This window comes from Leifsonella bigeumensis, from assembly GCF_039537265.1.
Classification (GTDB): domain Bacteria; phylum Actinomycetota; class Actinomycetes; order Actinomycetales; family Microbacteriaceae; genus Terrimesophilobacter; species Terrimesophilobacter bigeumensis.
Genome location: NZ_BAABAE010000003.1, coordinates 1,187,109 through 1,208,100, shown reverse-complemented (window position 1 = coordinate 1,208,100; position 20,992 = coordinate 1,187,109). Strand labels below are relative to the sequence as shown.

Annotated in this window: 22 protein-coding genes; 15 read left to right on the top strand and 7 right to left on the bottom strand. The window is 68.1% G+C overall.

The genetic code is table 11. The features are described 5' to 3' along the window. Window positions 1-3: 3 nt before the first annotated feature. The 7 genes from ruvC (at window position 4) to ABD678_RS10960 (ending at window position 7,899) form a co-directional block, all read left to right on the top strand. A complete protein-coding gene (ruvC, locus tag ABD678_RS10990) occupies window positions 4-594 on the top strand; it encodes a crossover junction endodeoxyribonuclease RuvC (protein ID WP_344756576.1) in 591 nt (196 codons plus the stop codon). Beyond that, window positions 591-1,196: a Holliday junction branch migration protein RuvA gene (gene ruvA, locus ABD678_RS10985; RefSeq protein ID WP_344756574.1), complete on the top strand. Its 606-nt coding sequence runs from the start codon at window positions 591-593 to the stop codon at window positions 1,194-1,196. Before ruvC ends, ruvA begins: the two co-directional genes overlap by 4 nt. A gap of 35 nt (window positions 1,197-1,231) precedes the next feature. Next, window positions 1,232-2,248: a Holliday junction branch migration DNA helicase RuvB gene (gene ruvB / locus ABD678_RS10980; RefSeq protein ID WP_344757174.1), complete on the top strand. Its 1,017-nt coding sequence runs from the start codon at window positions 1,232-1,234 to the stop codon at window positions 2,246-2,248. Between the two features lie 92 nt (window positions 2,249-2,340). After that, entirely contained in the window at window positions 2,341-2,754 is a 414-nt protein-coding gene (gene yajC, locus ABD678_RS10975) for a preprotein translocase subunit YajC (RefSeq protein ID WP_344756573.1), read from the top strand. A 48-nt stretch (window positions 2,755-2,802) separates the two neighbouring features. After that, window positions 2,803-4,581: a protein translocase subunit SecD gene (gene secD, locus ABD678_RS10970; RefSeq protein WP_344756571.1), complete on the top strand. Its 1,779-nt coding sequence runs from the start codon at window positions 2,803-2,805 to the stop codon at window positions 4,579-4,581. Beyond that, complete coding sequence (gene secF, locus ABD678_RS10965) at window positions 4,578-5,570, top strand: protein translocase subunit SecF (RefSeq protein WP_344756569.1); 993 nt, start codon at window positions 4,578-4,580, stop codon at window positions 5,568-5,570. The genes secD and secF overlap by 4 nt, the downstream gene beginning before the upstream one ends. A 64-nt stretch (window positions 5,571-5,634) precedes the next feature. Then, complete coding sequence (locus ABD678_RS10960; protein ID WP_344756567.1) at window positions 5,635-7,899, top strand: RelA/SpoT family protein; 2,265 nt, start codon at window positions 5,635-5,637, stop codon at window positions 7,897-7,899. Here ABD678_RS10960 and ABD678_RS10955 read toward each other — a convergent pair. The 3 genes from ABD678_RS10955 to ABD678_RS10945 form a co-directional block, all read right to left on the bottom strand. Continuing rightward, complete coding sequence (locus ABD678_RS10955; RefSeq protein ID WP_344756565.1) at window positions 7,896-8,447, bottom strand: hypothetical protein; 552 nt, start codon at window positions 8,445-8,447, stop codon at window positions 7,896-7,898. The genes ABD678_RS10960 and ABD678_RS10955 overlap by 4 nt on opposite strands. Before the next feature lie 91 nt (window positions 8,448-8,538). Next, window positions 8,539-9,765, bottom strand: a complete 1,227-nt coding sequence (locus tag ABD678_RS10950; RefSeq protein WP_344756563.1) for a DUF349 domain-containing protein — start codon at window positions 9,763-9,765, stop codon at window positions 8,539-8,541. A gap of 96 nt (window positions 9,766-9,861) precedes the next feature. Next, complete coding sequence (locus tag ABD678_RS10945) at window positions 9,862-10,650, bottom strand: peptidylprolyl isomerase (protein WP_344756561.1); 789 nt, start codon at window positions 10,648-10,650, stop codon at window positions 9,862-9,864. Between the two features lie 111 nt (window positions 10,651-10,761). Between ABD678_RS10945 and ABD678_RS10940 the strand changes: the two genes are divergently transcribed. Continuing rightward, entirely contained in the window at window positions 10,762-12,084 is a 1,323-nt protein-coding gene (locus tag ABD678_RS10940) for a replication-associated recombination protein A (protein ID WP_344756559.1), read from the top strand. A gap of 226 nt (window positions 12,085-12,310) precedes the next feature. Continuing rightward, window positions 12,311-12,940, top strand: coding sequence for a 30S ribosomal protein S4 (gene rpsD, locus ABD678_RS10935; RefSeq protein WP_104094653.1), 630 nt, complete (start codon window positions 12,311-12,313; stop codon window positions 12,938-12,940). 63 nt (window positions 12,941-13,003) lie between these two features. Here the strand turns inward: rpsD and ABD678_RS10930 are convergent, their stop codons facing one another. Genes ABD678_RS10930 through ABD678_RS10915 form a run of 4 tightly spaced genes read right to left on the bottom strand, consistent with a single transcriptional unit; the run spans window position 13,004 to window position 16,331 of the window. Then, a complete protein-coding gene (locus ABD678_RS10930) occupies window positions 13,004-14,437 on the bottom strand; it encodes a hypothetical protein (protein ID WP_344756554.1) in 1,434 nt (477 codons plus the stop codon). Further along, window positions 14,434-15,174 (bottom strand): ABC transporter ATP-binding protein, encoded by a 741-nt coding sequence (locus ABD678_RS10925; protein ID WP_344756552.1) that lies wholly within the window; start codon window positions 15,172-15,174, stop codon window positions 14,434-14,436. The genes ABD678_RS10930 and ABD678_RS10925 overlap by 4 nt, the downstream gene beginning before the upstream one ends. Further along, on the bottom strand, window positions 15,171-16,112 hold the full coding sequence (locus tag ABD678_RS10920; RefSeq protein ID WP_344756550.1) for a M50 family metallopeptidase: 942 nt from the start codon (window positions 16,110-16,112) through the stop codon (window positions 15,171-15,173). The genes ABD678_RS10925 and ABD678_RS10920 overlap by 4 nt, the downstream gene beginning before the upstream one ends. Window positions 16,113-16,127: 15 nt before the next feature. Beyond that, window positions 16,128-16,331 carry a hypothetical protein gene (locus ABD678_RS10915; protein WP_344756548.1) on the bottom strand — a complete coding sequence of 68 codons (204 nt, stop codon included), beginning with the start codon at window positions 16,329-16,331 and terminating at the stop codon, window positions 16,128-16,130. 156 nt (window positions 16,332-16,487) lie between these two features. Here ABD678_RS10915 and ABD678_RS10910 point away from each other — a divergent pair, with 156 nt between their 5' ends. Genes ABD678_RS10910 through ruvX form a run of 6 tightly spaced genes read left to right on the top strand, consistent with a single transcriptional unit; the run spans window position 16,488 to window position 20,987 of the window. Then, window positions 16,488-16,802 (top strand): transcriptional regulator, encoded by a 315-nt coding sequence (locus tag ABD678_RS10910; protein WP_344756546.1) that lies wholly within the window; start codon window positions 16,488-16,490, stop codon window positions 16,800-16,802. Continuing rightward, the gene (locus ABD678_RS10905) at window positions 16,795-17,364 is read left to right on the top strand and encodes a methyltransferase family protein (protein ID WP_344756545.1); all 570 of its coding nucleotides are present in this window, start codon (window positions 16,795-16,797) and stop codon (window positions 17,362-17,364) included. Before ABD678_RS10910 ends, ABD678_RS10905 begins: the two co-directional genes overlap by 8 nt. Beyond that, entirely contained in the window at window positions 17,352-17,564 is a 213-nt protein-coding gene (locus ABD678_RS10900; RefSeq protein ID WP_344756543.1) for a hypothetical protein, read from the top strand. The genes ABD678_RS10905 and ABD678_RS10900 overlap by 13 nt, the downstream gene beginning before the upstream one ends. A gap of 50 nt (window positions 17,565-17,614) precedes the next feature. Then, entirely contained in the window at window positions 17,615-17,839 is a 225-nt protein-coding gene (locus tag ABD678_RS10895; protein ID WP_344756541.1) for a hypothetical protein, read from the top strand. Between the two features lie 14 nt (window positions 17,840-17,853). Continuing rightward, a complete protein-coding gene (alaS, locus tag ABD678_RS10890) occupies window positions 17,854-20,526 on the top strand; it encodes an alanine--tRNA ligase (RefSeq protein WP_344756539.1) in 2,673 nt (890 codons plus the stop codon). Further along, window positions 20,523-20,987: a Holliday junction resolvase RuvX gene (gene ruvX, locus ABD678_RS10885; protein WP_344756537.1), complete on the top strand. Its 465-nt coding sequence runs from the start codon at window positions 20,523-20,525 to the stop codon at window positions 20,985-20,987. The genes alaS and ruvX overlap by 4 nt, the downstream gene beginning before the upstream one ends. The last annotated feature ends 5 nt before the right edge of the window (window positions 20,988-20,992 follow it).

The window sequence follows — 20,992 nt, the reverse complement described above, 5'->3', positions numbered from 1 at the left end:
GCCGTGGCGCTCCGCGTGCTCGGCATCGACCCGGGGCTCACCCGGTGCGGTGTCGGAGTGGTGGATGTCGCCCCGGATCGCACGGCGACGCTCGTGGCGGTCGAGGTCATCCGCACCTCACCGGACCAGGCTCTCGAGGAGCGACTGCTCGACATCGGTGCGGGGATCGAGCGACTGCTCGACGAGCACCGACCGCAGGCGGTCGCCCTCGAGCGGGTCTTCGCCCAGCAGAACCTGCGCACCGTCATGGGGGTCGCCCAGGCGAGCGGCGTCGCACTCCTCGTCGCCGCACGGCGCGGGCTCGCCGTGGGGCTGCACACCCCGACGGAGGTCAAGGCGGCGCTCACCGGGTTCGGGGGAGCCGACAAGAAGCAACTCGGGAACATGGTCGCACGCATCCTGCGCCTCGAGGCCGTTCCGAAGCCCGCCGATGCCTCGGATGCGCTTGCGCTCGCGATCTGCCATGCCTGGCGCGGCAGCCCGGCTGGCCCGGCCGGTCCGGCTGCCGATGCGCTCACGCCGGCGCAGGAGGCGTGGCGCGCCGCCGAGCGGTCCGCGGGAAGGACGGGAGGCGACCGTAGGCTGGGGGCATGATCGCGTCCCTGAGAGGCACCGTGCTCGCCGTCGTCGGTGGCACGGCGATCGTCGAGGTCGGTGGAGTCGGCCTTCAGGTGTCTGTGACACCCGATCACGCTCTCGCCATGCGGGTCGGCAGCGAGGTGAGCATGCGGACCGCGCTCATCGTTCGCGAGGACGAGCTCGCCCTCTACGGATTCTCCGACGTCGAGGGCCGTGAGGTCTTCGACCTGCTGCGCGGGGTGAGCGGCGTCGGGCCCAAATCCGCGATGGGAGTCCTGGCGGCCATGAGTCCGGCCGAGATCGCCGGCGCGGTCGCGCGCGAAGACGACGGCGCGTTCCGCAAGGTCTCCGGCATCGGGCCGAAGACCGCGAAGCTGATCGTGGTCTCGCTCGCCGGAAAGCTCCATGAACCACCGGTCGCAGGCAAGGCCGCCGCGGCGGCCCCGGCATCCATCGCCGAGAACGTTCTCGTCGCGCTCGTCGGGCTGGGCTGGTCGGAGCGCGTCGCCGCGCAAGCCGTCGACGAGGCGATCGCCGCCGCCGCCGAGGAGGAGCGCGGCTCGGTGCCGCTCCTGCTGCGCAATGCGCTCTCGCGCCTGGGACCGGCGGCGCGATGACGGCCGCAGAAGACCCGGCGACCGCTGAGGACCCGATGACTGCTGTCGTGCGGCCCACCCCCGAATCGGATGCCGAGCTCGCCTTCGAGGGCGCGCTGCGGCCGAAGACGCTTGCCGAGTTCGTCGGGCAGGCGAAGGTGAGGGCGCAACTGCAGCTGCTCCTGGACGCAGCGCGCCTGCAGAACCGCACCCCGGATCACATCCTGCTCGCCGGACCCCCCGGCCTCGGCAAGACGACGCTCGCCATGATCGTCGCCGAGGAGAGCGGCCGCCCGCTGCGCATCTCGAGCGGCCCCGCCATCCAGCACGCCGGAGACCTGGCTGCGCTGCTCTCCTCCCTCGTGCCGGGGGAGATCCTGTTCATCGACGAGATCCACCGGATGGCCCGTTCGGCGGAGGAGATGCTCTACCTCGCCATGGAGGACTTCCGGATCGACATCATGGTCGGCAAGGGCGCAGGCGCCACCTCGATCCCGCTCGACCTGGCGCCGTTCACGCTCATCGGCGCCACGACGCGGTCCGGCCTGCTTCCGAACCCCCTGCGCGACCGCTTCGGCTTCACCGCCCACCTCGAGTTCTACGAGGCGGAGGAGCTCGAACGGGTGCTGGACCGTGCCGCGGGGCTCCTGGCGCTCGAGATCGACTCCGCCGCACGGCAGGAGATCGCCGGCCGCAGCAGGGGAACGCCGCGCATCGCCAACCGACTGCTGCGGCGTGTCCGCGACTACGCCCTCGTCCATGAGTCGGACGGGCTCGAGGCCGTCCAGGCCGCACTCGCCCTCTACGACGTGGATGAACTGGGGCTCGACCGGCTCGACCGGGCGGTACTCTCGGTCATGCTCACGCGCTTCGACGGCGGCCCCGTCGGGCTGAACACGCTGGCCGTCTCGGTGGGGGAGGAAGCGGAGACGATCGAATCCGTCGTCGAGCCGTTCCTCGTGCGCATCGGCCTCCTCACCCGCACACCGAGAGGTCGCGTCGCGACGGGGGAGGCGTGGCGGCACCTCAGGATCGACCGGCGTACGGATGGCCTGTTCGGTCATGACCTATAATTCAAGCTGGCCGCACAACAGTGACGACGAATTGTCGCGCTGATTTCACCTGAGCCGGTCACAGACAATTTCGGAAGGCCCCAAACGCCACCATGGACTACACCCTCATTCTCATCGCGGTCGCCCTCGCCGTGTTCGTGTTCTTCCAGTTCCGCAGTTCGAAGAAACGGCAGAAGGAAGCCGCAGAACGCCTGGCGTCCCTCCTGCCCGGCGTCGAGGTCATGACGAACTTCGGCCTCTACGGAACTCTCGTGTCGATCGACGAGGAGGAGAACATCGCCCTTGTGGAGATTGCGCCCAAGACGATCGTGAAGCTGCACCGCCAGGTCATCCTCAAGGCCGTCGAGCCGGAGGCTCCCGTCGAGGCGGAGGCCGAGGCGGTCGAGGAGACCGGTCCGGAACTCAACACCTCGAACGCCGTCCCGCTCGCCGAGCCGGAGTACGGGGAGCGCACCACCCCGACGAAGAAGCCGAACCGCAGAAAGAGCGCACAGGACTCCGAGTAGACCGCCAGCACCCCTTTCCCGACCCCAACCCAGAAAGCTGAGTCACACGTGGCGGCACGCCCAACACCGGTGAAGAAGGCATGGCGTTCGCTCACCTGGCTACTCATCATCATCGCCGGACTCGCCGCGATCAACGCCGGCGGGGCGCTCTGGGCCAACGGGACGTGGGTTCCCAAGCTCGCCCTCGATCTCGAGGGCGGGACGCAGATCATCCTCGCGCCGCAGCTGGAGAGCGGACAGACCGTCACCACCGACCAGCTCAACCAGGCGGTCGCGATCATCCGCCAGCGCATCGACGCCTCCGGGGTCTCCGAGGCCGAGATCAACACGCAGGGCCAGAACGTCGTCGTTGCGATTCCGGGGCAGGAGGTCGACGAGGAGACCCGGAACCGGGTCGAGTCCTCGGCCAAGCTCGAGTTCCGGGCGGTCATCACCTCGGACTCCGCCGCCGTCTCCTCCATGGGGGAGACGCCGAGTCCAAGCCCGAGTCCGACGTCGGAGGCCACCGATTCCCCTGAGGGCACACCGAGCCCGAGCTCCAGCGCGTCCCCCGAAGCCACGCCCACGCCGACCCCGAGCAACGCAAGCGATCCCGCGTGGGTGACACCGGAACTCCAGAAGGAATTCGACGACTTCGACTGCGCCGACCTCGACAGCGCGAACGCGAACATAGCTCCTGCCGACAAGCCCCTCATCACCTGCGAGATCAACGGAACCCTCACCGACGCCCTCCCGGACTACAAATACATACTCGGGCCGGTGGAGGTCTCCGGTGAGCGCATCGCGGATGCGACGAACGGCCTCGTCGCCAACAGCCAGGGCATCAGCACGAACCAGTGGGGTGTCAACATCGTCTTCGACGCCGAGGGCGCGAAGGAGTTCGGCGAGGTCACCACGCGCCTCTACGGTCTCACCGGACCGCAGCACCAGTTCGCGATCGTCCTCGACGGCAAAGTCATCTCGGCGCCGACGACGAACGCGATCATCACCGACGGAAAACCACAGATCACCGGGAACTTCACCCAGGAATCGTCCAAGACCCTCGCCGATCAACTCAAGTTCGGTGCGCTCCCGATCGGGTTTGTGGTCCAGAGCTCCGAGACCATCTCGGCGACCCTCGGCACCTCGCAACTCCAGAGCGGTCTCATCGCCGGCATCCTCGGCCTCATCCTCGTGATGGTGTACACGCTCTTCCAGTATCGCGCCCTCGGCTTCGTCACGATAGCCTCCCTCGTCGCCGCCGGAGTCATCACCTATCTCGTCATCACGGTGCTCTCCTGGCGGGAGGGATATCGATTGTCGCTCGCCGGCGTCGCCGGCCTCATCGTCGCGATCGGCTTCACCGCCGACTCCTTCATCATCTACTTCGAACGCGTGAGGGATGAGTTGAGGGACGGTCGCCTGCTCGTCTCCGCCGTCGAGGCGGGCTGGAAACGGGCGTTGCGCACCGTCTACGCCGCGAAGGGCACCAACCTGCTGGCCGCGGTCGTGCTCTACGTCGTGGCCGTGGGCAACGTGCGCGGATTCGCCCTGACGCTGGGGATCACGACCGTCATCGACGTCCTCATCGTGGTCATGTTCACCCACCCGATGCTTCAACTCCTGGCCCGAACCCGGTTCTTCGGGGACGGACATCCGCTCTCCGGCCTCGATCCGATGGCGCACGGCGCCGTCTACCGGGGGGCTGGCGAGTTCCGCGTGCGCGGGGATATCAAGGGCAAGAGCGCCGCGACGAGTGTCCGCGAAGCCGCGCGGCGCCAGACGATCGCCGAACGAAAGGCCGCTGAGGCCGCGGAGTTGACGCAGTCGAAGGGGAAGAAGTCATGACGTCACGATTCGCTCGGTTCGGCAACGACCTCCACACCGGTGAGCGGTCGATCGACTTCGTCGGGATGCGCCGGTACTGGCTCATCATTGCGAGCCTCATGATGATCGTCGCCGTCATCATTCCGATCGTCAAGGGTGGCTTCAACTTCGGCATCGAGTTCCGTGGGGGCTCGCAGTTCCAGGTCAGCGGAGTCATCGATGCCGAACAGTCGATTGCGACCGCAGCCGTGGAGAGCGTGGTTCCCGACATGGTCGCGCGCGTGTCGATCGTCGGCTCCGAGGGCGTACGGGTGCAGACCGACCAGCTCACCGACGACGAGACCAAGAACGTCGCCACGGCGTTGGCCGTCGGCTACGGCGTCGATGAGTCGGAAGTCACCCACTCCTTCATCGGACCGACCTGGGGTGCGGATGTGAGCCGGCAGGCGATACAGGGACTCGCGGTGTTCCTCACGCTCGCCCTCCTCCTGATGGCGTTCTACTTCCGCACCTGGAAGATGTCCCTCGCGGCGATCCTGTCGCTCGTGCACGACCTCATCATCACGGCAGGGGTCTACGCCCTCACCGGGTTCGAGGTCACCCCTGCAGCGCTCATCGGCTTCCTCACGATCCTCGCCTTCTCGCTCTACGATACGGTCGTCGTGTTCGACAAGATCAAGGAGAACACGGCGGAGGAGGCGACCCTCAACCGGCGCACCTTCGCGGAGACGGTGAATCTCGGCGTCAACCAGACCCTCGTCCGATCGATCAACACCGGCGTCGTCGCGGTCCTCCCGGTCGGCACGATCCTGTTCGTCGGTGCCTTCGTGCTGGGGGCCGACACGCTCAGGGACATCTCCCTGGCACTCCTGATCGGCATCATCCTGGGCACCTACTCGACGATCTTCGTGGGCGCCCCGCTGTATGCTTGGTTCCGTCAGGGCGAGCCGGAGATCCGGAAACACGACGCGGTGACGCTGGCTACACGGACGGCGGTCAGCCAGGGCTGACGTCGCGGTGCCCGGCCCTCCCGGCCCGTAATCAACCGAACCGGGAGGATCGAGGAGAGTGTCCATGGCGGATCCCGTCGAGACGCCGACGTCGCCTCCGGCGTCGCGTCGGCTCCTCCTGCCGAGGATCTTCTCGAGGGCGCAGCCCGCCGGGGCCGTCGACCGACTCCTCAAGACGGTGCGCACGCACCACCCGAAGGCAGACGTCGGGGTCATCGAGCGCGCCCACGCCGCGGCCGAACTGGCCCACGAGGGCCAGGTGCGCCGCAGCGGCGAGCCGTACATCACCCACCCTGTCGCGGTAGCCCAGATCCTCGCGGATCTCGGCATCGGACCGGTCACGATCGCCGCGGCACTCCTCCACGACACCGTGGAGGACACCGAGTACACCCTCGACGACGTGCGCAAGGACTTCGGCGAAGAGATCGCGATGCTCGTCGACGGCGTCACCAAGCTCGACAAGCTCAAGTACGGCGACAGCGCCCAGGCAGAGACCGTGCGCAAGATGGTCGTCGCGATGTCCAAGGACATCCGGGTGCTCGTGATCAAGCTCGCCGACCGCCTGCACAACGCCCGCACCTGGGGGTTCGTCTCGCCAGAGTCGGCGACGCGCAAGGCCCAGGAAACGCTCGAGATCTATGCGCCGCTCGCGCATCGGCTCGGGATCCAGGCGATCAAGTGGGAACTCGAGGACCTCTCCTTCGCCGTGCTGTACCCGAAGCTCTACGTCGAGATCGAGAGTCTCGTGAAGGAGCGCACGCCGCAGCGCGAGGAGTTCGTGCAGGAGGTCATCGACGCCGTGAGCGAGGATCTCAAGGCGGCGAAGATCCGCGGCAGGGTGGCCGGGAGGCCGAAGCAGTACTATTCGATCTACCAGAAGATGATCGTGCGCGGCCGGGAGTTCGACGAGATCTACGACCTCGTCGGCATCCGGATCCTGGTGAACTCCGTGCGGGACTGCTACGCGGTTCTCGGCGCCATCCACGCGAGGTGGACCCCGATCCCCGGCCGGTTCAAGGACTACATCGCGACCCCGAAGTTCAACCTCTACCAGTCCCTGCACACGACCGTCATCGGACCGCACGGCCGTGCGGTCGAACTGCAGATCCGCACTGAGGAGATGCACCAGCGCGCCGAGTTCGGCGTCGCCGCGCACTGGAAGTACAAGGAGCGCATGGGCGGGGGAAAGGGCTCTGGAGGCACCCTCCCGCCGGACACCGACATGGCCTGGCTCGCCCACATCTCCGACTGGCAGGCGGAGACGAGCGACCCGAACGAGTTCCTGGAATCCCTGCGCTTCGAGATCGGGGCGAAGGAGGTCTACGTGTTCACCCCGCAGGGCAAGGTCATCGGCCTTCCCGCCGGGGCGACCCCGGTGGACTTCGCCTATGCGGTGCACACCGAGGTCGGCCATCGCACGATGGGTGCGAAAGTGAACGGTCGGCTCGTCCCGCTCGACACGGCGCTGTCGAGCGGCGAGGTTGTCGAGGTGTTCACCTCCAAGAACCCGGATGCCGGCCCCAGCAAGGACTGGCTCGCGTTCGTCAAGAGTCCCCGCGCCCGCAACAAGATCAAGCAGTGGTTCACCAAGGAGCGCCGCGAGGAGGCGATCGAGCAGGGCAAGGATGCGATCGTCCGCGCGATGCGCAAGCAGAACCTTCCGCTGCAGAAGCTCATGAGTCAGGACTCGCTGAGCGAGGTCGCGGCACAGTTGCGCTATGAGGACGTCTCCGCCCTCTACGCCGCCGTCGGCGAGGGGCACGTGTCGACGCAGTCCGTCATAGAGAAGGTCGTCGCCACCCTGCACTCGGAGTCGGAGAACGACGACGCGGAACTGCCGATCTCGATCACCTCCGGCCGGCGGGCGGTTCGCAGCAACGACTCGGGTGTGCTCGTCCGGGGCGCGCCGGACATTCTCGTGAAGCTCGCCAAGTGCTGTACGCCGGTGCCCGGAGACGACATCATCGGCTTCGTCACGCGAGGCTCCGGCGTCTCGATCCACCAGGCCAGCTGCAGCAACGCCGCCTCCCTGGTCTCCGAACCCGAGCGGATGATCGAGGTCGAATGGGCCCCCACGACCAAGAGCGTCTTCCTCGTGCAGATCCAGGTCGAGGCGCTGGATCGTGCGGGTCTGCTCTCTGACGTCACGCGCGTGCTCTCCGAGCACCACGTCAACATCCTGTCGGCCACGGTCACCACCTCGAGCAACCGGCTCGCGCTCAGCCGCTTCGTGTTCGAGACCGGAGACACCACCCACCTGGACCGTGTGCTCAACGCGGTGCGGAGGATCGACCAGGTGTACGACGTCTACCGGGTCAGCGCCGGCTAGAGCGCGTGCTCGATGGCGGCGAGCCGCTCGATCGCCAGATGCTTGTTCGGGAGGTTCCGGCGCGCATCGATCGCGGCGACACAGTCCTCGAAGCCGAACCTGCCGAGGAGGGCGAGCCCGCCGACGAGTTCCCGTTCCGGTGCGCCGAAGGCCTCCTCGGTGCGCGCCAGATCGATGGCCGTTCGCAGTGGGGTCGTGATGCGCAGGCCGTCGATCGTCAGGCACTCATCCGGATCGATGACGACCTCGCGAACGGTGAGCCCGGAAACCGGCGCTATGCGGGTGCGTGCGGCGATGTCGGTACACGCCTCGAGCGGCGAGGGCGGTGCCTGGCCGAGGCCGAGCACCCAGGCCGCAGTCCGGCGTTCGACGATGACCTTCGGTGGCAGCGTCCTGGCGAGCGTCATCGCCCGGTGCCGCGTACCCTCGATCTCGTCGATCGGGCAGTAGCCGTCGCGGAACGCGAACAGTTCCCCATCGAGGATCGCGGCGCGCAGCTCGGCCTCCGGCAGGTCGGTCGGGTCGAGAACGGGAGAGAGGCGTGGCATGGCACCATGATCGCGCCTGCGGATGCGGGGCGGTGCCGGACGACACCTATCTGTGGAGGAAGGCTGCTTGTGGACAACCCACGCGCCGGGATCAGCCGATCGCGGCGAGCCATGCCTTCCGTGCGTCGAGCGCCTCCTGCGCATCCGAGATCTTCTTGGCGTCGCCGCTCGCCTTCGCCTCGGCGAGCTCCTGGTCGAGCTTCGCGATGGCCTCCTCGAGCTGTGTCGCCAGTCCCTCGCTGCGGGCCTTCTTCTCCGGATTGTTGCGCTGCCAGTGCTCCTCGTCGAGCTTGCGCACTGCTGTCTCGACCTTGCGCATGCGGTCCTCGACCGTGCGCACCTTGTCGCGCGGGACCTTGCCGACCTCGTCCCAGCGTCGCTGGATCGTCAGCAGCTTCTCCCGGGCAACGCCGCGGTCGGTCTCGGTGAGCAGGGGCTCCGCCTCGTCGAGGAGGGCGAGCTTCTTCTCGAGGTTCGCGCCGAACTCGGCCTCGTCCCGGGCGTCGAGCTCCGCCTTGGCCGCGTAGAGGACATCGCCCGCGGCCTTGAACTTCGCCCACAGCGCGTCATCCGACTTCTTGCCGGCCCGCCCGGCACGCTTCCATTCGTCGAGGAGTGCACGGTAGCCCGGGATGCCGTCGACGCCCTTGGGAGCGAGTGCCTCCGCCTTCTCGAGGAGTTCGTGCTTGCGGATGCGCGCATCCTTGTGCACGGTGTCGAGCTCGGCGAAGAACGCCTTGCGATGGGTCTCGATGGTCGTCCTCGCGGCACGGAACCGCTTCCAGAGCTCATTGCCTTCGCTCTTGGGGAGGCGCGGGCCGTCCTGCTGGTGCTTCTGCCACCGGTCGAACAGTGCATCGAGGGCGGCGCTCACCTGTTTCCACTGCGCCTTCGCGGGGTCCTGCCCTGCGAGAGCCTCGACCTCCTCGACGAGGGTGGTGCGCTCAGCGAGTGCCGTCGCGACCGCTGCCTTCGCCTCGGCCTGCTGCTTCTCGGTGAGCTCTCCGACGGCGCCGCCGAGCGCGTCGAGCCGCGCCTGAAGCGAGGCCAGGTCGCCCACGGCATTCGCCTCGGCGATGCTCGATTTCAGGTTCTCGACCGTCTTCGCGACATCGCTCGCCGCCGTGCCGCGCTTCACCCTCTGTTCGAGCAGGGTCACCTGACCGGCGAGCTCGGTGAACTTCCGCTCGAAGTAGGCCAGGGCCTCTTCCGGGGTGCCGTCCGGGTACTGCCCGACCGAACGCTCGCCGTCTGCCGTGCGGACGAAGACGGTGCCCGTCTCGTCGACCCGGCCCCAGGGTGCCTGGTTTTCCGCCAACTGTCTCACCTTGCCGATTCAGGGGTGTGCCGTCTCCGGCGCTCTCGCCGACCGTCCACCAGCCTATTGCACCGTTCGGGGGGCAGGAGCAAGGCGTTACTGGACCGTCACCGCGGTGATGGTCGTGGCGACGGCGGGCCGACCGTCTGCCGAGCCGTCTTCCGTGCCGGCATCCGCCACCCCGGCGATGAGGGCGTCGAGACCGCTCGTGACGGTCCCGAACACGGTGTAGCCGCCTGCGGAGTCGCTCGGGATCGTTCCGTCCCGCAGCATGATGAAGAACTGGTGGCCCTGCGAGTATGCGGCACCGCCTGCCCGGGCGAGCGCGATGGTCCCGGCGGGGTAGACGTTGTCGGCCGGGGCGTTCTCGATCGGGCCGAACATGTAGCTCGGGTCGCCCGCCCCCGTTCCGTCGAGGGACCCGCATTGGAGCAGGTAGGCAGGTCCGGTCGTCAGCCGGTGGCAGGTCTTGTCGACGAAGTAGCCGTCCGCGGCCTCCTGGACGAAGGCGGCGACGGCCTGCGGTGCGGCGGCGCCGTCGAGTTCGATGCCGAGGGGGATGTCATTGAGCGTGAGAGTCCCGTCCCAGACGCGAGCCTCCGCGGTCGAGGGGTCGGGGATGTCGCCGATGTTCTGGCCGGTGGTGGCATCGGGGGAGGAGGTGACAGAGGGCTCCGGGAGCGGCGCGCCGGGGCCAGCGGTGAAGTAGACGACCTGGGTGACCGTGGCGAGCGCCGCCACGAGGACGACCCCGCCGATCGCGAGGATGTTGTCGCGGCGGCGGCGGCGAACCTGGCTCTCGTGCACGGATTGCCGTGCGGAGTACCGGCGCAGTCTCTCGCGAGCCGCGCGCGCCTCGCGCTCGGCGTTCTTGCTCGGTGGCACGTTGCTCCTTCGGGGTCTGGGGTATCGCCCAGAAGTACATTACCTGCCCGGCGCCGCTGGTCCGGCGCAGCAGGTCCGGCGCCGACGGTCGCCACGGCTAGCATGGCGAGTATGGTCGACCAGCCGGGGCTGCGCAGCGGCGCGACTCCGCTCGCCGTGCGGATGCGCCCGAGAACGCTCGAGGAGCTCGAGGGCCAGAAGCACCTGCTCGTGCCCGGTTCGCCGCTCAGGACGCTCGCTTCGGATGCGTCGGGGGAGCAGGGGGCAACCTCCGTCATCCTCTGGGGTCCGCCCGGCACCGGCAAGACGACGATCGCGAAGGCGATCGCCCAGAGCTCGGGGCGGAAGTTCGTGGAGCTTTCCGCGGTGACCGCCGGGGTCAAGGACGTGCGCGACGTCATGCAGCAGGCACTCTCGTCGCGCGACCTCTACGGCCTCTCGACCGTGCTGTTCCTCGACGAGATCCATCGGTTCACCAAGGCGCAGCAGGATGCCCTGCTGCCCGGCGTCGAGAACGGCTGGGTGATCCTCGTCGCGGCGACAACCGAGAACCCCTCGTTCTCGGTCATCGCGCCCCTCCTGTCCCGCTCGCTCCTGCTCACCCTCGAAGTGCTGACCGACGACGAGCTCGGCGCCGTGATCGACCGCGCCGTATCCGATCCGCGGGGCCTCGACGGGAAGGTCGAGCTGGATCCCGATGCGCGCGCGGCGATCGTCCGGCTCGCCTCGGGCGACGCCAGGCGAGCGCTCACGGCCCTCGAGGCGGCTGCGGCATCCGTGAGCGCCGAGGATGGCACGCCCGTCGTCACCGCGGAGCAGGTGGCGATCGCGGTCGACCGGGCGCTCCTGCGCTACGACCGTCAGGGCGATGAGCACTACGACGTCATCAGCGCCTTCATCAAGTCGGTGCGCGGCTCGGATGTGGATGCCTCCATCCACTACCTCGCGCGCATGATCGAGGCGGGGGAGGACCCCCGGTTCATCGCCCGCCGCATCATCGTGCTCGCCGCGGAGGACGTCGGGATGGCAGACCCGCAGGCGCTCGTCGTCGCGGTCGCAGCGGCGGACGCCGTGCAGTTCATCGGGATGCCGGAGGGGCGCATCCCGCTCGCCGAGGCGGTCGTCTACCTCGCGACGGCGCCGAAGTCGAACGCCTCCTACCTCGCCATCGACCAGGCGATCGCGGATGTGCGGGCCGGGAAGATCGGACGCGTACCTGCTCACCTGCGCGACGCCCACTACGCCGGTGCGAAGAAGCTCGGCCACGGCAAGGGCTACCGCTACCCGCACGACGCGGACCTCGGGGTTCTCGAGCAGCAGTATGCCCCGGATGAGTTGAAGGGTGCGGTGTACTACGAACCGACCGACCACGGCAACGAGCGCGAGGTCTCAGCGCGCCTCGAGAAGCTGAGGCGCATCATCCGCGGCCGGTGATATTCGCCCGCCAGTGACGTTCGACCGGCAGCAACGTTCGACCGGCAGCGATCTGCTATTCTTGACTCCGCCGACAGGGGTTTCCGCGCACGGCTGCAGCGGATCCCGAATCTGGAGGAAGCATCCTTTAGCCGGATGGTTTCCACGGCACATCCCTCTTCCCTGATTTCGGACGCGCCATGGCGCCCGAACCGAAGACCGATGATCTCAGTACCGAAAGGAAACCGTGTCTACCAAGTCACGCACCCGCAGCAAGACCCGCCTCTCCCGCGCGCTGGGCATCCCGCTCACGCCGAAGGCGGCCCGTTACCTCGAGAAGCGTCCATACGCACCGGGTGAGCACGGCCGTACGCGCCGCAAGACCGACAGCGACTACGCCGTGCGTCTGCGCGAGAAGCAGCGCCTGCGCGCCCAGTACGGCATCCGCGAGGCTCAGCTCAAGATCGTCTTCCAGGAGGCGCGCCGCACCCAGGGGCTGACCGGTGAGAACCTCGTCGAGCTCCTCGAGATGCGTCTCGACGCGCTCGTCGTCCGCGCAGGCTTCGCCCGCACGACCGCGCAGGCGCGTCAGCAGATCGTGCACCGCCACATCATGGTGGACGGCCAGCGCGTCGACCGCCCTTCGTTCCGCGTGAAGCCGGGCCAGCTCGTCCACGTGCACCCGAAGAGCGAGCAGATGGAGCCCTTCCAGGTCGCGGCAGCCGGCGGTCACGCCGAGGTGCTTCCGAAGGTCCCCGCCTACCTCGAGGTCGAGCTCGACAAGCTGCAGGCGCGACTGGTTCGCCGCCCGAAGCGCGCCGAGGTTCCGATCACCTGCGAAGTCCAGCTCGTCGTCGAGTACTACGCGGCGCGCTAAGCGGCGCGGAGTACGGGTGCGCCGCAGAGGCGGCGGCGCATGGTCGTGCTGCTACGCGGCGCGCTAAGCGCGAGGGTTCTGACGCCAGCGCCGCTGCTCCATCGTGAGCGAGCCTGCCGACCCGGCTGCCCACAGCACGACGGCGAGGCCGAGCGCGATGGGGGCTGATCGACTCCACAGGTCGACCATGAATCCGGCGACGCCGGCTCCGATCGCGAGGTAGACGAGCGTGATCAGCACCTGTCCGAGCGAGTTCTCGTTCCGCACGACGAGCAGCCATCCGGAGACGGTCGAGCACGTGAAGACGGCGATGGCCAGCGCGAGCAGCAGCATGACCGCCGATCCGGATGCCGCCCCGGGGAGGAATGCCGCTGGAGCGCCGACGAGCAGGAAGAGCGCGAGCGAGACGACGTTCTGGGTGACGAACCAGGATCCGGCCGTCATCCCCATCGCCTGTTGCGGGGTCACCCGGCCCGGGAAGGTGCCGCGGAGGCCCCGCGACGGTATCCCGGCGCACAGCAGAATGAAGGTCATCGCCAGCGGCAGCAGCTGATGGTGCATTTGTTGCGGCAGTCGGTGGACCAGGTACAGGGCTCCACCGGTGAGAAGTGCGCAGGTGATGAGGTTCGCGAGGATGTTGGCGTCCCGCAGGGCGTAGAGAAGCTCGCCGACCAGGCGGTTGCGCCGGAAGCGGCTCGTCCACGACACCAGGATCTTTCCGTGGGAGACGGTGCGGAATCTCTCGCCGGAGATGAAGAACAGGCCGAGGACGATGATCACGCTCACGGTGATGCCGGCGATCGCGATCACCGGGTCGAGGCCGGCGCCTTCACTGAGGCCGCGAAGGACCTCGGGGACGAGCAGCCAGGATCGCAGCGGAACGTCCTCTCCCATCAGGACGTTCACGGCGACGAGGATCTGGACCACGATGATGGCCGCCCAGACGAGAAAGCACACGGGGGCGCGGACAACCTTCCACTTGCCTCCGGCCAGCACCAGGGAGACGACAAGCACCGAAAGCGCGGCGGTCCCGGTGCCGAGCGCAAGGGAGACCCCCGCGTAGGAGACCGCGTCGATGAGGGGAAGTCCCGCTCCCCGCAGGGTGGCGATCGACGGGGGGAGCAGGAGAACCAGGATGAGCGCGATGAGGAGCAGTACCGGACCCCACACGAGCACGTGCGTGCTCTGCCGCGTGAGCGGGAGAGGCGCGAGCGCCGCCTCGAACCGTCCTGACCTGTCCCTCGTGAGCTCCGCGGTCAGGACCACCGGGCCGGCCATCACGTAGCCGATCGCGACCGCGATGAGCGCGGCGAACAACTGCTCGGCGGGACGGGCGCCGACCATGTCGACATAGTTCCGGATGGTGAACCAGCCGCTGGCCACGAGCCCGCCCGCGAGGAGTCCCAGGTACACCGGTAGTCGCGCACGAGGGTGATTCGCCGTGTGGGTGAGCTTCCGGAGCAGGAGATCCGTGGTCCTCACCAGCAGGCGGATCATCCCGACTCCGCTCGGGCCGCCTCGAGGGCCGACACGATCGCCGGTTCGAGCCGTTCATGCCCGCCCAGCGACGACACCGATTGGCCGATCAGCTGGCGCCCGCGGTGGAGGAGGACCACCGAGTCGGCCAGCCGGGACGCCAGGTCGAGATCGTGGTTGGAGACGATGATCGCGGCTCCTTCGTCGCGGGACTGGCCCAGAACGGATTCGAGCGCACGGGCCGAGAGGAAGTCGAGTCCGAGGAATGGCTCGTCCAGGAGAATCAACCGCGGGGAGGTCATGAGGGCGGCGATGATCTGGGCCTTGCGCGCCGTGCCCAGGCTGAGGCCCGCGAGCGGAACGCGCTTCGTCGCCGGAAAGTCGAGCGCATCGGCCAGGCCCCGCGCCCGATCCAGCGCCTCGGGCATCCGTCGGCCTCGCGCCTTCTCGAACGCGAGGAGGCAGTACTGCCAGTACTCGAGCGCGGTGAACTCGGGGAGCAGGTCGTGACTCGAATCGCTGACGTACCCGACCTGCGAGACGCTGAGCCGGGTGCGGGGGCTGAGCGGCTCGCCGTTCCAGAACGCGCCGCCGCCCGTGGTTCCCTGGAGGCCGAGAAGGGCACGCAGGAGGGTGCTCTTCCCCGATCCGTTCGTACCCAGCAGGGCCAGCAGTTCGCCCGGCTCGAGGGAGACATCGACGGGGCCGAGCCTGAACTCCGCGTACTCGACGGTCAGGTCGACCACCGTCAGGCTCACTGGGCCGGCCCTTCGTGCGGCTCCGACCGCAGCGAACGGAGGAGTTCCCTCCCGTCCCGGGTGATCGGGGTGAAGCAGGCCAGCTGGGCCAGGGCGAGAGCGCCGATCGCGACGTAGATCGACAGCCGCAGCTGATCGATGCCGGCTCGACCCCACAGTGCGTCGGGGATGCTCATGATCAGGACCAGGACGAGCAGGAGGTAGGCGAGGGAGGCGATCGCCCCCGAGGCCAGGACCAGGAGAGCAGCCCGTCTCGACCCGGCCCGGAACGAGATCCCCATCGCACTCGATCGAACGTAGACCGTCCGGATCGAGCTGCCTGTGGCGCGAGCGACCAGAAGGTGTCCCAGTTCGTGCACCAGGATGGATGTCCAGTGCAGGAGGGCGAAGAAGGAGAGCGCGAGGAGGATGGCCCGCAGTGGCGTCACGGGACCGATACCCGGTGTCCTGTCGAGCAGAACGCTGCCCGTCCCGGCCAGGACGACCAGGACGAGCAGCGACCACATCGACGCCTGATGCCCCTCGAGGCAACCGCGGACGACATTGGCGATCGTCGGCGCGTACCGGCGCGAGATGCGTCCGCCGGATGCCGGCGGCATCCGGTCTCTCATGCGCGTCACGAGGCCGAGCGGGAGACGGGCCAGGAGCTCGATCAGTTCGCGGGCGAACGACTGATGGATCGAGACGAGCCCGCGCTCATTGAGATCCAACAGGTATCGGACGATCGGAGGCTCGAGCGTTTGGACGGGCTGTCCGAGCGTGGTCGAGAGCCGGGCGACGATCGCCCTGATCTCCACCGGACGTGACGCGAGCCGGCCGATGACGGCGCCGGCCGCGTTGACCGGGTAGCTGTGGCCGTCGCCGTCCCGCAGCCCGTCGGTCTCCGCGATGACCCCGGGGGCAAGGCGAACGATGGCGCTCTCCAGTAGCTGTCCCACTGCGCTGCAGAGACGTCAGCAGCCGGTGGTCCAATAGCTGATGACCGCATCGACGCACGCCTGGAAGGAGCGCGCCTGACAGACGGAACAGATGTAGATCACGACGGCGAGAGCGAGGCCGAGGAACGCGGCTACCAGGGCGGCAATGGCCACCTCTGCCTGCGTCTCATCCAGACCGTCGGAGGTCATGATCGCGGGGACGAATGCTGCAGATGACATCTAACCTTCTCCTTTGCTTGACAAGCTCGAGCAATCGACGCAAGGCTGGTGCTGCATGATTTATCGGGCATGATTTATCAACGCCCCTGACGTTAGTGGAGCATCCGGGCCACGCGCAAGGGCAGATGAGGAAGAGATATGAAAGGCAAGGAAACAATGGAACCCACTCCGACGCACGCCCGCCGATTGTTCGTCGTCTCCACGATCGTCACGATCGCGGTCTTCGTGGTCTCGATCGTCCTCTTCGGATTCCTGTTCGTGAGCGCGTCGACCGAGGCGAGGGCGTCGGTCGGCGACGGGGTCTTTCCGAAGGAGCTCCTGGGCCTGCCGGTCATGGAGGGATTCAAGAATGCCGGTCGATTCGGAGTGCACCTCTTTCCCGGCGCCCTGCTGTTCCTCGTGGTGCCGGCCGTGATCGGCATCGGCTGCGCTCTTCCGGGTGTTCTGCGGTTCGTGAAGGCTCGTGCTTAGCGCCGGGGCGGGTGTCGCGGTCGCCTGGGCGACCGCCGGTTCCCTCGGTGTCGCGCTCGAAGTCGCGTACGCGAATCGCACCCAGTACGACCCGACGGACTCGGCGCGAGCGATGGATCGCGCCATGAAACTCGGGTTCGCCCTGAGCCTGGGAGTTCCCCTCATCGCCCAGCTCCTGCCCGGGTGGGGTCCATCGGCACCGCTCGTCGTCGTCGGCGCGGCCGCGGCGATCCTGGGCCTCGCCGTGAGGGGCTGGGCGATGCGCGTGCTGGGACGGCGGTACACGCTGACACCGCAGGCGCAGCGAGCCTCTCACTACCTGTGCACGGCCGGTCCGTACCGCTGGGTGCGGCATCCCGGTTACCTCGGATTACTGCTGCAGTTCATCGGGATGGGGATGATGCTCTCGCCTTACGCAGCCCTCATCGGTTCCCTTCCGGTCGTCCTCCTCACGGCGGCACGGCTCGCGGGGGAGGAGAAGCTCCTCGTCTCGGAGTTCGGCGACGAGTACGAGGACTACCGCCGGCGCGTGCGCTGGAGGCTGCTGCCATGTCTGTATTAGAAGACGAGAGCGGCTCGGCCGGAAGGTCATCCGAACTCTTCGGGCTGCTTCCGGAAGAGATCGAGGTCCTCTCCCTGGCCGCCTCCGGCAAGGCCTCCCTGAGAATCCGCCGTCAACTGGCCGCCTCGTTCGCGCCGTTGGCGGTCCTGATCCTGGTCTTCACGGCCTGTGCGACCTCGGTGTTCGTCGACCTGGCCTAGCGCTCAGTAAGCTTGATGTTCAGCGCCGCACAGACCTAAGGAGTAGCGCGATGAGCAGATTACTGTGGTTGATCGTCGGGGTCGGCGTCGGATTCGTCGCCGCGCACCAGCTCAACAAGACGCCGGAAGGCCGTCGGTTCTTCGAGGACGTCGATTCGAAGGCGCGCGAGTTCGGCAGTGCCGTCGTCGACGGCTACAAGGCGCGCGAGGCCGAGCTTCGCGCGGCCGTCGCCGACGCCGAGGACGCGATCGCCGACTTCGCCAAGCGGCAGTAGATCCAGAACACACAGTGCAGACCGCTGAGATCCGTCGCCGCTGGCTCGACTTCTTCGCCGACCGCGGCCATACGGTCGTGCCGTCGGCGTCGCTCGTGAGCGACGATCCGACGCTGCTCTTCACCGTCGCGGGGATGGTTCCGTTCATCCCGTACCTGACCGGGCTGGTCCCCGCTCCGTACCCGCGCGCGACGAGCGTTCAGAAGTGCATTCGCACCCTCGACATCGAGGAGGTCGGGAAGACCCCCCGCCACGGGACGTTCTTCCAGATGAACGGGAACTTCTCGTTCGGCGACTACTTCAAGGACCAGGCGATCGAATACGCCTGGGAGCTGCTGACGAACTCGGAGCAGGACGGCGGCTACGGCTTCTCGCCGGACGACCTCTGGGTCACGATCTACGAGGAGGACGACGACGCCTTCCGGTTCTGGAAGAAGACCGCCGGGCTCCCGGATGAGCGCATCCAGCGCCTCGGCATGGACACCAACTACTGGTCGACGGGGCTGCCCGGACCGGCGGGGCCCTGCTCGGAGATCTTCTTCGACCGCGGACCGGCGTACGGTGCCGACGGGGGGCCGGCGACCGACGACGACCGCTACGTCGAGATCTGGAACCTCGTGTTCATGCAGTACCTGCGCGGCGAGGGGCGCAGCAAGAACGACTTCGAGATTCTCGGCGAGCTGCCCAGAAAGAACATCGACACCGGCATGGGGCTCGAGCGCGTCGCGTTCCTCAAGCAGGGCGTCGAGAACATGTACGAGATCGACCAGGTCCGCCCCGTGCTGGATCGGGCTGCAGAGCTCTCCGGTCGCCGCTACGGCGCCGACCACGATGACGACGTGCGGATGCGGGTCGTGGCCGACCACGTGCGCTCCTCGCTCATGCTCATGGCCGACGGGGTCACGCCGTCCAACGAGGGCCGTGGCTACATCCTGCGCCGCCTGCTGCGTCGCAGCGTGCGCGCCATGCGTCTGCTGGGCGTGGATGCCGCGACATTCCCCGAGCTCTTCCCCGCCTCCCGCGACGCCATGAAGGCCGCCTACCCGGAGGTCGAGGCCGACTACGCGCGCATCGGTCGTCTCGCCTACGGCGAGGAGGAGACCTTCCTGAAGACCCTGGAGAGCGGAACGAGCATCCTGGATGTCGCGGTCGAGAAGGTTCGGAAGTCCGGCAGCAGGCAGCTCGAGGGCGATGTCGCATTCCAGCTGCACGACACCTTCGGATTCCCCATCGACCTGACCGTGGAGATGGCCGAGGAGGCAGGCCTCAGTGTCGATCGCTCGGCGTTCGACACGCTGATGGCCGAGCAGCGCAACCGGGCGAAGGCGGATGCGCGGGCCAAGAAGACCCTGCTCGCCGACCTGTCGGTGTACAGCGACTTCCGCGCGAAGGGCGAGACGGTCTTCACCGGCTACGAGTTCCTCGAGACCGACAGCACGGTGCTCGGGATCATCGTCGGCGGGGAGTCCGTGCAGCGGGCGGGTGTCGGCGACATCGCCGATGTCATCCTCGCCGAGACCTCGCTCTACGCGGAGTCCGGAGGCCAGGAGGCCGACGCCGGCCGTATCGTCGGCGCGGACTTCGAGCTCGAGGTCCTCGACGTGCAGCGTCCGGTGAAGGGGCTCATCAGCCACAAGGTCGAGGTCACCGGCGGCGAGGTCGGTGTCGGGGATGCCGCGACGAGCATCGTCGACCCGCAGTGGCGCCGGGGCGCGACGCAGGCGCACTCGGCGACCCATGTCATCCACGCTGCGCTGCGCGAGGTGCTCGGCCCGCAGGCTCACCAGGCCGGCTCCTACAACAAGGCGGGCTACATGCGGCTCGACTTCAACTGGAACCAGGCGCTCTCGCCCGCGACGCGGACGGAGATCGAGGAGCTCTCGAACAACGCCATCCGCAACAACCTCGAGGTCGAGACGCGGGTCATGCCGCTCGCCGAGGCCAAGGCGCTCGGCGCCATGGCGCTCTTCGGGGAGAAGTACGGCGAGACGGTGCGTGTCGTCGACATCGGCGGACCGTGGTCGCGCGAGCTGTGCGCGGGAACGCATGTGTCCCGCAGTTCCGAGATCGGGCTCATCAACCTCGTGAGCGAGGCCTCGGTGGGATCCAGCAATCGCCGGATCGAGTCGCTCGTCGGCCTCGAGGGCTTCAGGGACCTCGCGCTCGAACGCACGATCGTGTCGCAGCTGAGCGCGAATCTCAAGACGCCGAGGGAGCAGCTGCCCGAGCGTATCGCCGACCTCATGGCGAGCCTCAAGGCGGCCGAGAAGAAGATCGCCGAGTTCCAGTCCGCGGCGCTCGCCCAGCGCGTCCCCGCCCTCATCGACTCCGCGCAGCGGGCGGGCGGGCTCACGCGTGTCGTCGAGAACCTCGGTACCGTCGGATCAGCGGATGACGTGCGCACGCTCGCAACGACGGTGCGCAGCAGGCTCGGGCTCGAGGCGGGCCTGGTCGCCCTTGCGGCGGAGGTCGCCTCCGGCGGCGGGCCGGCGAAGCCCGTCGTGATCGTCGCCACGAACGAGGGCGCCCGCTCCCTGGGGGTCAGGGCGGGGGAGCTCTCGAAGCTCGCCGCAGGCATCCTCGGCGGAGGCGGGGGAGGCAAGGACGACCTCGCCCAGGGCGGCGGCACCGACTCCGCGGCCATCGGTGCGGCGCTCGAGGCCATCGCGAAGGCGCTTCCGGCGTGACCCTTCGCGCCGGGGTCCGCATCGGCGTCGATGTCGGGCGGGCGCGCGTCGGTGTCGCCCGGAGCGACGTCGAAGGGCTCCTCGTGATCCCCGTGGTGACCGTGAAACGAGGTGCGGGGGACCTTGCCGAACTCGCTCGTCTCGCCCGCGAGCACGATGCGCTCGAGTTCGTGGTGGGTCTTCCGCTCTCGCTCACCGGTGCGCAGACTTCGTCGACCGAGGATGCCCGCGGGTTCGCCGGGCGACTTGCGGCGGCATCCGGGCTTGCCGTCCGGCTCGTGGATGAGCGACTCTCGACGGTCGCTGCGCAGCGTTCCCTTCAGTCGACGGGGAAGGATATCCGCAGTTCCCGTCCGGTCATCGACCAAGTCGCGGCCACTATAATTCTGCAGAATGCCCTCGAGACCGAGCGGTCGAGCGGGAAGCCCCCGGGGGAGCTCATCATCCAGGACGAAGGATAGTCACC